The 13838-nt window shown below is 31.2% G+C and carries 8 protein-coding genes; all 8 read left to right on the top strand.

What is annotated here, in order from left to right; translation table 11 throughout:
* The first annotated feature begins 25 nt into the window (after nt 1–25).
* The 8 genes from IEW75_RS11380 (at nt 26) to IEW75_RS11345 (ending at nt 13773) form a co-directional block, all read left to right on the top strand.
* On the top strand, nt 26–1498 hold the full coding sequence (locus IEW75_RS11380; RefSeq protein WP_134246552.1) for a sulfatase-like hydrolase/transferase: 1473 nt from the start codon (nt 26–28) through the stop codon (nt 1496–1498).
* A gap of 11 nt (nt 1499–1509) precedes the next feature.
* Nucleotides 1510–2991 carry a sulfatase family protein gene (locus IEW75_RS11375; protein WP_134246551.1) on the top strand — a complete coding sequence of 494 codons (1482 nt, stop codon included), beginning with the start codon at nt 1510–1512 and terminating at the stop codon, nt 2989–2991.
* Nucleotides 2992–3001: 10 nt separating this feature from the next.
* On the top strand, nt 3002–4585 hold the full coding sequence (locus IEW75_RS11370; RefSeq protein ID WP_134246550.1) for a beta-N-acetylhexosaminidase: 1584 nt from the start codon (nt 3002–3004) through the stop codon (nt 4583–4585).
* 6 nt (nt 4586–4591) lie between these two features.
* Entirely contained in the window at nt 4592–6220 is a 1629-nt protein-coding gene (locus tag IEW75_RS11365; RefSeq protein ID WP_134246549.1) for a beta-N-acetylhexosaminidase, read from the top strand.
* Between the two features lie 24 nt (nt 6221–6244).
* Nucleotides 6245–8530, top strand: a complete 2286-nt coding sequence (locus IEW75_RS11360) for a family 20 glycosylhydrolase (RefSeq protein ID WP_134246548.1) — start codon at nt 6245–6247, stop codon at nt 8528–8530.
* Nucleotide 8531: 1 nt separating this feature from the next.
* The gene (locus IEW75_RS11355) at nt 8532–10109 is read left to right on the top strand and encodes a sulfatase (protein WP_229714444.1); all 1578 of its coding nucleotides are present in this window, start codon (nt 8532–8534) and stop codon (nt 10107–10109) included.
* Nucleotides 10110–10120: 11 nt separating this feature from the next.
* A complete protein-coding gene (locus IEW75_RS11350; protein ID WP_134246547.1) occupies nt 10121–11887 on the top strand; it encodes a DUF4091 domain-containing protein in 1767 nt (588 codons plus the stop codon).
* Between the two features lie 101 nt (nt 11888–11988).
* Entirely contained in the window at nt 11989–13773 is a 1785-nt protein-coding gene (locus IEW75_RS11345) for an AMP-dependent synthetase/ligase (RefSeq protein ID WP_134246546.1), read from the top strand.
* The last annotated feature ends 65 nt before the right edge of the window (nt 13774–13838 follow it).

The raw sequence follows: 13838 nt of genomic DNA, 5'->3' as shown, positions 1-13838 counted from the left end.
AACTGAGGAAAAATAAAAGAGCATTATGAAACTTACATATGTACTACTTAAAAAAACTAAAAGTATTATAATTCTTAGTCTTTATCTAAGCACAGCGTTCATAAATGCCCAAAAAAAAATAAATACTGCTGATAGACCTAATATTATATTAATCATGGCCGACGATTTAGGTTGGGGAGATGTAGGTTTTAATGGAAATGAAATTATTAAAACTCCTAATTTAGATCAACTTGCAAATAGCGGTATTACTTTCAAAAGATTTTATGCTGCTGCACCTGTTTGCTCCCCTACAAGAGCAAGTTGCCTAACTGGAAGAAATCCATACAGACAAGGTATTTATACAGCTAATACAGGGAAATTAAAACTAGATGAAATAACACTTGCTGAAATTTTAAAAAAAGAGGGATATAATACTGGTATTTTTGGAAAATGGCATTTAGGAACCCTAACTACCAAAGAAAAGGATGCAAACAGAGGGAGACCTGAAAATTATAAACATTACACTACTCCAGATATGCACGGTTTTGATGAGTATTTTGTAACTGAATCTAAAATACCAACGTTTGATCCTTTAGTGTACCCTGAAGTTTTTGATGAAAAGAATGGAGAAAGTTGGAGGTATGGCTGGTCAGCAATAAAAAATAAAAAAACAAAAGGTTACGGAACCTCCTATTGGACTGGTAAAGAAAAAAAAGCATTAGAAATAGATATAAAAGGGGAAAACACTAAAATAATTATGGATAAAGCCATTCCATTTATGGATAAAGCCATAAAAAACAAAACTCCTTTTTTTACCATAATTTGGATCCATACCCCACATTTACCAGTGGTAACCGATAAAAAAAACAGAGATCAATATTCCAAATACACGCATCAAGAACAGTTGTATTATGGAAGTATCACCGCAATGGATACCCAAATTGGAAGATTACAAGATTTTTTAAAAAAGCAAGAAATCTCAAACAATACAATGATATGGTTTGCTTCTGATAATGGTCCTGAAGTAAATACTCCTGCAACTGCCGGAATGTATAGAGGGAAAAAAAGAGATTTATATGAAGGTGGTTTGCTAGTTCCTTCATTTTGTGTTTGGCCTCAAAAAATTTCATCAGGTAAGATAACTAATATAGCTTCGGTAACTAGTGATTATTTCCCAACAATTTTAGCAATGCTAAACATTAAAAATAAGAATACTTACCCTATTGATGGAATTGACTTAACCAATGCAATTTTAGGAAATCAAAGAGTAAGAAAAGCCGCTATTGGGTTTCAATACCCAGATAGGATGTCTTGGGTTAATGATACTTACAAACTCATAAAAAATGGAAAGGATATGGATTTTGAAATGTATCATCTTATAAAAGATCCTAAAGAAAAAAATAATATTATTAATAAGTATCCAAAAATTGCCAATCAGTTAAAAAAAGAGCTATTTGAGTGGGTCGAATCCTGCAAAAAAAGTGAAAAAGGCTTTGATTATCATAACGCAAAAATTTAAAAAACTACCTTATGAATTATAAATACTACAACCTTCTAATCTGTGTTTTCTGTATTTTTTTAATTTCTTGCTCCGAGAAAAAAAAGGAAACAATCTTAAAAGATAAATCTCCCAATATTATTTTAATAGTTGTTGATGATTTAGGGTTTGCAGATATGAGTTTTACAGGCTTAACTAATGATGTAAAAACACCTAGTATAGATGCCATTGCAACTAATGGTGTTTATTTTTCAAATGCATATGCAACTTCATCAATTTGTAGTCCATCTAGAGGTGGTTTAATTACTGGAAGTTACCAACAACGTTGGGGAACTTTCTGGTACGGCGGTAAAGGAATTCACAATCCTGAATTTAAAACCATTCCTGAATTATTAAAAGAAAAAAATTATTCAACTGGTTATGTTGGTAAGGTACATTATGGTTCGTATGAATCTGATGTTACTAACAGAAGTTTTCCATTAAATCACGGTTTTGACTATTATTACGGACATACTTCTCCAAGAAAACACTATTTAAACCATAGTGATGTTCTTGAAAATGCCTTTAATAAAGTAAAAACTACACATGAAAAAAAGGGACAAAGTTTAAGACAACAAGCTTTGTGGAACAATAAAGAAAAGGTAGATACTATTGGTTTTTCAACAGAAATATTTGGTTTAAAAGCTAGAGACTTTATTAAAAAAAATAAAAACAATCCTTTCTTTTTACAACTATCTTTTAACGCTGTTCATAATTTTACGCATCAATTACCTAAAGAATATTTAGAGAAAAATGGTTTAAAGGGCTATCACGACTGGGATCCTTCAAAAGAAGATTATTACGATTGGTATCAAAAAGGACGTTATCCAAACAACGCTGAAGGTCGCGCACATTATTTAGGTCAATTGCACTTTTTAGATAAAGAAATTGGAAAAGTAACAGATTATTTAGCTGCAAATAACTTAGACAAAAACACTGTAATTATTTTTATAAGTGACAATGGAGGCTCTACTCCTATTTACGCAAATAACAGTCCGTACAAAGGTTCGAAATACACTTTATATGAAGGTGGTATTAGAGTTCCATTTATAATTTCTTATCCTGAAAAATATGAAAAAGGCACTACTTCAAATAACCTAATTAGTGCAATGGATGTATTGCCAACGTTATGCGATTTAACAGGGATTGAAATTCCTAAAAATATTAACGGAAACAATATTACTGAAGTATTAACTGGTGCAAATAAAACTATAGAACACGATTTTTTAGTGTGGGATAACAATACACAAACTGCAGTAAGAAAAGGAAAATGGAAATACAGATCGGCAAGTGATGCAGCAAAACGCAACGCTGATTATGAAATGGTTGAACTAGAATATGGCGAATATTTATACAATCTAGAAAATGATCCCGGCGAAACCACAAACTTAAAAAATGAACATCCAGAAGTATTTAATGAGTTAAAAAATATTCATAAAAATTGGAGAACGTCTATAAATTCACAAAATAACTAAAACCCTATAAATGAAAAAATCAATCCTACTTTCAATATTGACAATGCTATTTTTAAATACTATAATAGCACAAAATACTGCAATTACAATTATACCAAAACCAAATAATATAACTGTTTTAGATGGTGAATTCACTATTGATAAGAAAACCAAAATTGTTGGTGATGCAGTTACTAAAGATGTTGTAAAACTAATTCAAGATTATTTTAAAAACACTAATAATATTAGTGTTAAAGAATCAAAAAAAGCAACAAAAAATACAATTCATTTAAAACTTGATACGCTATTAGAAAAAGAGGAGTATAAATTATCTGTTTCTAAAAAAGGTATTGAAATAATTGGTGGAACTACAACTGGTTTATTTTACGGATTTCAATCTTTAAAACAATTATTAAATAATGGAATTAAAGTTCCTTTTGTAATAATAGATGATGCTCCTCAATTTAAATGGAGAGCATATATGATAGACGATTCTCGTTATTTTCATGGCGAAACCAATGTAAAACAAATGTTAGATGAAATGGCATATGTTAAAATGAATACGCTGCACTGGCATTTAACCGATGACGCAGGTTGGAGAATTGAAATAAAAAAATATCCTTTACTTACTGAAGTTGGTTCTAAAAGAAAAGATACAGAAATCGGAACTTGGAAAAGTGGTAAAACGGCTGGTGAACCACATAGTGGATTTTACACACAAGAGCAAATAAAAGATATTGTTGCATATGCCGCAGAAAGACATATTACAGTTGTACCAGAGTTTGAAATGCCTGGCCATGCAAGTTCTGCAATTGCCGCATATACCTGGTTAGGAACGGCTGGGGAAGATATTGATGTTCCTGTAACTTTTGGTCGTCATTACGATAATTACGACGTTACAAAACCAGAAGTTATTCAGTTTTTTAAAGATGTTTTATTAGAACTTTTCGAGCTGTTTCCTTCGCAAGTAATACATATTGGTGGAGATGAAGTTGGTTATAAGGTATGGGAAGAATCTGAAAGTGTTCAAAAATATATGAAAGAAAAAGGTTTGGAAACTCCTGCTGATTTACAAATTTATTTTACCAATAATATCTCAAAATTTATTGAACAAAATGGTAGAAGAATGATGGGATGGAACGAAATTATGGGTAAAAATATTCATAAAGGTTTTGCTGAAAAAAAGAACGATAAAGAAGCTACAACCTCCCTTGCAAAAAACGTAGTTGTGCATTTTTGGAAAGGAAATTTAGATTTAGTTACTGAAGCTGCCGAAAAAGGTTACGACATAGTAAACTCCCTACATAGCAGCACTTATTTAGATTATGGCTACAAAAGTATTAGTTTAGAAAAAGCCTATAGTTTTAACCCAATTCCTGATGGTTTAGACCAAAAATACCATCAAAATATTTTCGGTTTAGGTTGTCAAATGTGGAGCGAATGGACTCCTACTAATAAAGATGTGCAATACCAAACATTTCCAAGAATTGCTGCGTATGCAGAAGTTGGTTGGACTGCGAATAAAAATAAAGATTTCAAATCTTTTGAAAATGCATTAGAGAAATTACTACAACGTTGGAATTCATTAGGTATTAATTATTCTAAAAAATACTAATTAAACATGTTTCGAACATCAATTTATGTATTTTTATGTGTTTTAATGCTGCAAAGTTGTGCAACATCAACTAAAAGTTTTGAAACTTCTGAAATAGCTCTAATTCCAAAACCAAATTCGTTTCAATTACACGAAGACGTTTTTCTATTTAATGCATATACTGCTATTTCAGTAGAAAATAAGGTTCAAGAAAAAGCTGCAAAATATTTGGTGAATTTATTTGCTCCGGCTGCTAATTTTAATATCAATAGTAATAACAACCGAGCTTCTATTTATTTTATAGAAGAAAATAGTTTAGCTCCTGAAGCATATCAATTAATTGTAACGCCTAAAAAAATAACTATAAAGGCAAGTAGTTATGCAGGTTATTTTTATGGAATTCAAACAATTAGACAATTATTACCTGTAAGTATTGAAAATAATACTATTAAAACTAATGAGTGGTTAATACCTTGTGTCACTATTAAAGATGCTCCACGTTTTATGTGGCGCGCATTTATGTTAGACGAAGCGCGCTATTTTCATGGAGAGAAATTCGTAAAACAACTATTAGATGAAATGGCCTTGCTTAAAATGAATATTTTTCATTGGCATTTAACGGATGATTCTGGCTGGAGAATTGAAATCAAAAAATACCCATTACTTACTGAGATTGGCTCAATAAGAGCAAATTCTGAAATTGAAACTTGGGGAAGCGGAAAATCTTCTGGAAAAGCACACGGCGGATTTTATACACAAGAACAAATTAAGGTTATTGTTGCTTATGCAGCTGAAAGAAATATTACTATAGTTCCAGAATTTGATGTTCCAGGTCATTCTAGTGCTGCAATTGCAGCCTATCCGTGGTTGGGAACAGTTGGTGAAAAAATTGAAGTTCCTATTATATTTGAAACTTTTGATGTGTACGATGTTACTAAACCTGAAGTAGAAAAATTTGTAAAAGATGTTTTATTAGAACTTTTCGAGCTGTTTCCTTCACCTTATATTCATATTGGTGGTGATGAAGTAAACTATAAATTTTGGAACGAATCTCCTACTGTTCAAAGTTATATGAAGCAACATAACATAAAAACACCTGCAGATTTACAAATTTCGTTCACAAATAATATTTCTAATTTTATAGAACAAAGCGGACGTAGAATGATGGGTTGGAACGAAATTATGGGTGTAAATATTCATAAAGATGTTGCTGCTAAAAAAAATGATAAAAATGCAGAAACTTCTTTAGCTAAAAATGTTGTAGTTCACTTTTGGTATGGAAGTTTAGATCTTGCTATTAGGGCTGCTAAAGAAGGTTATGGTATTGTAAATTCATTAAATAGAATTACATATTTAAATAAAGATTATGAAGCTATCACGTTAGAATCTGCTTATAATTTTGAGCCTATTCCAGATGGTTTGGAAGCTAAATATCATAAAAATATTTATGGCTCTGGCTGTCAGTTATGGAGTGAATGGACACCAACTTATAAAGAAGTTGAATATCAAGTATTCCCCAGAATTGCTGCTTTTGCAGAAGTTGGATGGACTTCAACTAATAATAAAGACTTTAAATCATTTCAAAAATCATTAAAAAAAATTCAAAAACGTTGGGCCCTTTTAGGAATAAATTATGCTCAAGTTTTGAATAACTAATTTATAATACGAAAATATTTAATTATGAAAAATATATACTATCTTTTTTTATCACTATTAACAGTTGCTTGTACAACTTCTTCCCCAACTTATAGTGAAGCCGATATTGCATTGGTTCCAAAGCCACAGGAATTTCAGTTAGATAAAGCCTCTTTTAAGTTTGATAGCACTACAACCATTTCAATTGATAATGATGAACAGCAAATGGCTGCAAATTATTTAACTGATTTATTTAAAAAAGCTGCTGGTTTTGATTTAAATATTTCAAAAGATAATGGCATTGTTAAGTTTCAAAAAATTGAAGGTTTACAGTTAGAAGCTTACCAATTAAAAGTTACGCCTACCGAAATTATTATTAAAGCAAGTGATGCTGCTGGTTATTTTTATGGTGTACAAACACTGCGTCAATTATTACCTGTTGAGATTGAGAATACAACCGTAACCTCTATAGATTGGTTTGTACCTTCTGTAACTATTAAAGATGCTCCAAGATTTGCCTGGAGAGGAATGCAAATGGATTTTAGCCGTCATTTTTTTAGTTTAGACAATGTAAAAACCTTTCTTGATTATATGGCTTTGTATAAATTAAATACCTACCATATGCACTTAACCGACGATCAAGGTTGGAGAGTTGAAATTAAAAAATATCCGCTTTTAACTGAAAAAGGCGCTTGGAGAATAGAAAGTTCGCACGATAAATATTGTAATGAAATGGCCAAAACAGACCCTTCATTTATTATTGATGAACAACATTACCATGATAGAGATGGACAAAGAATGTATGGTGGATTTTTTACGCAAGAACAAATTAAAGAGATTATAAAATATGCTGCGGCTAGAAATATTGAAGTAATTCCAGAAATTGATATGCCAGGACATTTTAAGTCTGCTATCGACAATTATCCATATTTATCGTGTACTGGTGAAGCTGGTTGGGGAGAACACTTTTCTATTCCAGCGTGTTTAGGGAAAGAAACCTCTTATGAATTTGCTAAAGATATTTTATCTGAAATAGCTGATTTATTTCCTTCGGAATATATTCATATTGGTGGTGACGAAGTAAATACTAAATCGTGGACAGCGTGTGCAAATTGTCAAAAAGCGATTAAAAAAAATAATTTAAAAAACGAACACGAATTACAATCCTTCTTTAATAAAGACATTGAAAAGTTTTTGCATACAAAAGGAAAAAGACTAATTGGTTGGGATGAAATTGTGGACGGTGGTTTATCTAACGATGCAACAGTTATGTGGTGGAGAAATTGGGCTCCAAAAGCTAGGTATATTGCAGCAGACAATGGATCGAACATGATTATTTGTCCAGATTTTGAATACTATTTCGACTTTACAAACGAGGCTACTCCACTAGATAAAGTGTATAATTATGAGCCTGTTCCTGAAGATTTTACCAAAGAACAAGAAAAACACGTACTTGGTGTACAAGCTAATTTATGGGCTGAAAGAATTCCTAATTTTAAAAGATTACAGTACCAAGCATTTCCACGTTTATTAGCGTTGTCAGAAACTGGTTGGACATCAAAAGAAGCTAGAAACTTTGATGATTTTCAAGAGCGCATGGCATTACAATACCATAGATTAGATCAATTAAATATTAAATACTACATTCCTTCTGTAAAAGGTACAACTGATAAAATCGCATTTTTAGAAACAACTACCATTACCTTAGTAAGTCCATTAGAAGATATGGAAATTTACTATACATTAGATGGTACAAAACCTTCTAAAAACTCAACTAAATACACAACTCCTTTTATAATTTCAGAGAATACAACTCTAAAAACTATTGCTTATCGTGGGGATGTTGCAAGTGAAATTAAAACTTCAAATGTTGAGAAACAATTGTTTATTGAACCTTTAAATGTGCAACCTACCAAAGGAAGTTTAAAGCAATGGTCCGCACTTAAAAAGTTTACCGTTGTTGAAAAAGTAAATTTAGACGAAAAATCAAATTTTAAACTTGTAGGAGCTATTGATTTAACTGGTTTTGAAAATATTGAACACGTTTCTTTAGTCTTTAAAGGTTATTTTATGGCAGAAGAAGACGGATTATTTGAATTTTCAACCAAATCCGACGATGGTAGTTTGTTATATATTAACAATAAATTAGTTGTAGATAATGGTGGTAATCACGCCGCGGTTTTAAGATCTGGAATGGTTGCTCTAAAAAAAGGATGGCATCCAATTACACTTACATTTCACCAAGGTGGTGGTGGAAGTGAATTAAGTGTTAAGTTTAAAAGCCCTTCAAATGAAGAAAAAGTATTGACTAATGAATTCTTAGGATACTAATATGTTTCAATCTAAAAAAAACTATTTTAAACACATACAAAGTATAGCAATTATATTTTGTATGTGTACAATTGCCTGTAAAAAAACAGACTCTAAAACAACGGATACTACAACAAAACAACCAAATATTATTTTATTTATGGTTGATGATATGGGCTGGCAAGATACATCTGTTCCTTTTTGGAAAGAAAAAACTCCTTTAAATAAAATCTATCATACACCAAATATGGAGCGATTGGCAAATGAAGGAATGAAATTTACACAAGCGTATGCTACACCCGTTTGTACTCCTACCAGAGTAAGTTTAATTTCAGGGATGAATGCTGCCAGACACAGAGTTACTAATTGGACTTTTAATCGAGATCAAGATCCTGTAGGACCCGTAGAAGGATTAAAACATCCTAAGTGGAATGTTAATGGTGCCCAGCCAACAGATTCAATTCCTTATTCTGTAGAAATTACTGCTTTACCACAAATATTAAAAGATAATGGTTACCGAACAATTCATGTAGGAAAAGCACATTTTGGAGCTATAAAAACTACTGGTGAAAACCCTTTAACTTTTGGTTTTGATATAAATATTGGAGGCTCGTCTGCAGGACAACCAGGTAGTTATTTTGGAAAGAAAGATTTTAAACAATCGCCTAACAAAAATACTAGATGGGATGTACAAAATTTAGAAGAATATCATGGTAAAGAAATATTTTTAACCGAAGCTTTAACTCAAAAATCAATAATTGCTATAGATGAAGCCATAGCACAAAATAAACCTTTTTACTTAAATATGGCGCATTATGCTGTTCATACACCAATACAAGGAGACCCTAGGTTTGAACAAAAATATTTAGACCAAGGTTTACAACCAACTGAGGCTAAATATGCTTCAATGATTGAAGGTATGGATAAAAGTTTAGGTGATTTAATAAATCATTTGGAAGAAAAAGGCATTTCAGAAAATACTATAATTCTTTTCATGTCTGACAATGGAGGCTTAAGTGCTTATGATCGTGGTGGAGAAAAACACACTCATAACAAACCCTTATCTAGCGGAAAAGGTTCCGTACACGAAGGTGGAATTAGAGAACCAATGCTTGTAAAATGGCCTAGGGTAACCAAAGCAACATCAGAAAGTGATAGTTTTGTAATTATTGAAGACTTCTTCCCTACTATATTAGAACTTGCAGGAATTTCTGAATATAAAACTGTTCAAAAAATAGATGGTAAAAGTTTTACAGATATTTTAAAAGGCACAAATAATACAACTAATAATAGAGCTTTATTTTGGCATTATCCTAATAATTGGGGTCCAACAGGCCCAGGTATTGGAGCTACAAGTACCATTAGAAAGGGTGATTTTAAATTAATTTATTATCATTTAGATAGTTCCTTTGAATTGTTCAATATTAAAGATGATATTGGGGAAACAACCAATTTAGCAATCAAAAATAAAGAAAAAACAACTCAACTTGCTAAAGAACTTGGAACCTATTTAAGAAGTGTAGATGCTCAAATGCCAACAAATACAGAAACTGGAAAATTCGTGGCTTGGCCAGATAACACTCCTATTTTAAACAAATAAACTTTTATATTATGTCTTTTATTAAAATTTATTATTACCTATTTATAATTGCACTTTTAGCAAGTTGCGTGCCTAACAAAGAAATTAATGTAAGTGCTACCTACCCAGAACCTGAAGATCCAATTGAAACCGACATTTCAGCCTGGGATTCAATTTCATCAGGATTAAATGCATCTTTTGCTTCAGTAAATACACGGTTTGTAAGAAACACCTTACCTAATGTTGTCCAAGAAAACACTTGGAATGGTGTTGCTTGGAAAGCTGAAAGAATTGCTGCACAAATAGTTTTATGGAGTAAAGATAGTAGCACAAATGTAGCTGTAGAGTTTTCAGATTTTATTTCAAAAGATGGGAATAAACTTCCTAAAACTATAGCAGAGGCACGTTTTGTTAAATATGTTATTACAGATGAATTTGCTGGTGGTTGTGGTTATAGAAAACCAGAAGATTTTGCTGCTTCATTGGCTGCTGATGCTTTAGATAACGTCAGTTCTTACGCTGTAAAAGCATATGAAACAAGACCATTATGGCTTACTATAAACATACCTGCTGATGCTAAAATTGGAAATTACACAAGTACATTAACACTAAATATAGAAGGTGAAAAATCTCAGGTCTTTACATTAAATATAGAAGTACTTCCTAAAACTTTACCTGCACCAACCGACTGGAAATTTCATTTAGACTTGTGGCAAAATCCATATGCAGTTGCACGTTTTAATAAGGTACAACCTTGGTCTAAAGAGCATTGGGATTTATTAAAACCAATTATGAAACAATTAGCCGATGCAGGACAAAAAGCAATCACCGTTTCATTAAATAAAAGACCTTGGGGAGGACAAACTTTTGATCAGTTTGAAGCAATGATTACTTGGAAAAAGAAAACTGACGGTTCTTGGGAATATGATTATACCATTTTTGATAACTGGGTGCAATTTATGATGGATTTAGGTATCAAAAATCAAATTAGCTGTTATTCTATGGTTCCGTGGGGAAATGAATTTTACTATTTTGATGAACAAACAAATGAAGAAGTAAAAATTAAGGCTGCTCCTGGTTCTAAAGAATATGATGATTTGTGGACACCTTTTTTAATACAATTCAAAAAACATTTAGAGAAAAAAGGCTGGAACAACATTACTAGAATGGCAATGGATGAACGCAGTCCAAAAGAAATGATGGCTATGTTAAGCTTATTAAACAATATTGCCCCAGAATTTGGTATTGCATTTGCCGATAATCATAAAAGCTATAAATTATATCCTAACGAATTAAAAGATTTATCCGTTGCTTTTGGTGCAACCATAGACGAAGAAGATTTAAATTTACGTAAAGAAAATGGCTATATAAGCACACATTATGTATGTTGTTCAGACGGTTTTCCTAATGTATTTACATTTTCTCCACCTGCGGAAGGTGTGTTTATTGGCTGGTACAGTATTGCAGCAAATTTCGATGGTTTTTTACGTTGGGCTTATAATAGTTGGGTAGAAAACCCATTACAAGATTCTAGATTTAGAGCTTGGCCTGCAGGTGATACGTATATTGTGTATCCAAAAAATAGAAGCTCTATCCGTTTTGAAACTTTAAGAGAAGGCATACAGGATGCTGAAAAAATTAGAATTTTAAGAGAAGATTTTACAAATAGAAAAATGACTAAAGAATTAGACCTTTTAAATAAAACTGTAGCAAAATTCAATATTACTACAAAACCTGATAATTTAGAAGTTCTTTTAAGAAATGCAAAATACACATTAAACTCCTTAGCTAAAAAATAGGCGTTTAGCTAAATTTAAATATATAGTCAATTTTAAAAAGATTACATTTTTTGTGTAATCTTTTTTTTATTTATATTTTGCATCAACTCAATTATTATTTTATGTCGATTAAAATATCACGTCTTTTTGATTTTGCTTATTGTCAATTAGAAAAAAATAGTAAACTAAATATATTTAATTCTAAAGTAGCTTCTAAATGGGTTGCTACTACTGTTAGGGAATATTTAGAGAAAGCCAATAAAATTAGTAGAGCATTAATACATTTAGGTGTAAAACCAAATGATAAAATTGCAATAGTAACCTCAAACAATAGAGTCGAATGGAGCATTCTAGACATTGCAATTTTACAAATTGGAGCGGTAAATGTGCCTTTATACCCTACTATTACATCAAAAGATTACGAATATATTATAAACCATTCCGATGCTGTTTTATGCTTTGTATCTGATAAAGTTTTGTATGATAAAGTTGCTGTTATAAAAGAAAATACCAAGCTAAAAGATATTTATACATTCGATACTATTGAATCGATATCTAGTTGGAATTCCTTACTAAATCTAGGAGAAAACACAAAAAATCAAACAGAGGTCGACTTGTTAAAATCAAAGGTAGCGCCTTCAAACCTAGCAACCATTATTTATACTTCTGGCACAACAGGTACGCCGAAAGGTGTAATGCTTTCTCATAAAAATATTGTAGAAAACACTTTAGTAAGTGCTAAAGCATTAGATTTTGAAGCACATAAACACAAAGTTTTGAGCTACTTACCGGTGTGTCACATTTTTGAACGTTTTGCTTTGTATTATTATCAAATGATGGGTTTCGAAATTTATTTTGCAGAATCTATTGATAAGTTGGGAGATAATTTAAAAGAAGTACAACCTCATTTTATCCCAGTAGTGCCAAGACTATTAGAAAAAATTTACGATAAAATTGCAGATAAAGGAAGTCAACTAAAAGGTTTAAAGCGATTGTTGTTTTATTGGTCCATAGATTTAGGAAAAAGATATGAGCCTTATCAAAAAAATGGTTGGTGGTTTCATTTTCAATTAAACATTGCCCGAAAGTTAGTATTTAGCAAATGGCGAGAAGCTTTAGGTGGAAATATTAAATTTTTAGTATCAGGAAGCGCACCATTGCAGCCTGTACTTATTAGATTATTTACAGCCGCAGGAATACCAATTTATGAAGGTTATGGAATGACCGAAACTTCCCCAGGAATATCAATTAACGATTTCAGAAATAACGGTTTTAAAATTGGAACCGTTGGAAAAGCATTAGATGGTATTCAAATTAAAATTGCCGAAGATGGTGAGATTCTAGTAAAAGGTTCGAATATTATGTTAGGCTATTACAAAAATGAAAAATTAACAAAACAAACTATACAAAATGAATATTTACATACCGGGGATATTGGTATATTAGATAAAGAAGGTTTTTTAAAAATTACCGACAGAAAAAAAGAAATGTTTAAAACATCTGGTGGTAAATATGTTGCTCCAGCAGTTTTAGAAGGTAAATTAAAAGAATCTCGTTTTATTGAACAAGCTATGGTAATTGGAGAAAACGAAAAAATGCCAGCTTCAATTATCCAACCTCATTTTGAATTTTTAACTGAATGGGCAAAATTAAAGAATATAAAGTATGATGGTACTTACAATTCCATTATTTCAAATAAAAGAGTTTTAAAACGAATTCAAAAAGAAATAAATAAAGCCAACGAAAGTTTTGGAAATTGGGAACAAATAAAAGCCTTTGAATTAACTCCAGATATTTGGACTATTGAAAATGGACTCCTTACACCAACTATGAAAATGAAACGTAAAGTTGTGAAAGAAAAATACCAGAATTTATATCAAAAAATATATCAAAAAAAATTAGAATAGTTATGTAATTTAAGTATTTGTGAATTCCTTTTTATTTTTATACTTTGGGCCTACCATAATAATTT

It is taken from the genome of Lutibacter litoralis (assembly GCF_014646675.1).
Taxonomy (GTDB): Bacteria; Bacteroidota; Bacteroidia; order Flavobacteriales; family Flavobacteriaceae; genus Lutibacter; species Lutibacter litoralis.
Note: the sequence above shows the minus strand (reverse complement) of the source record. Positions and strands in the feature narration are given on the sequence as shown.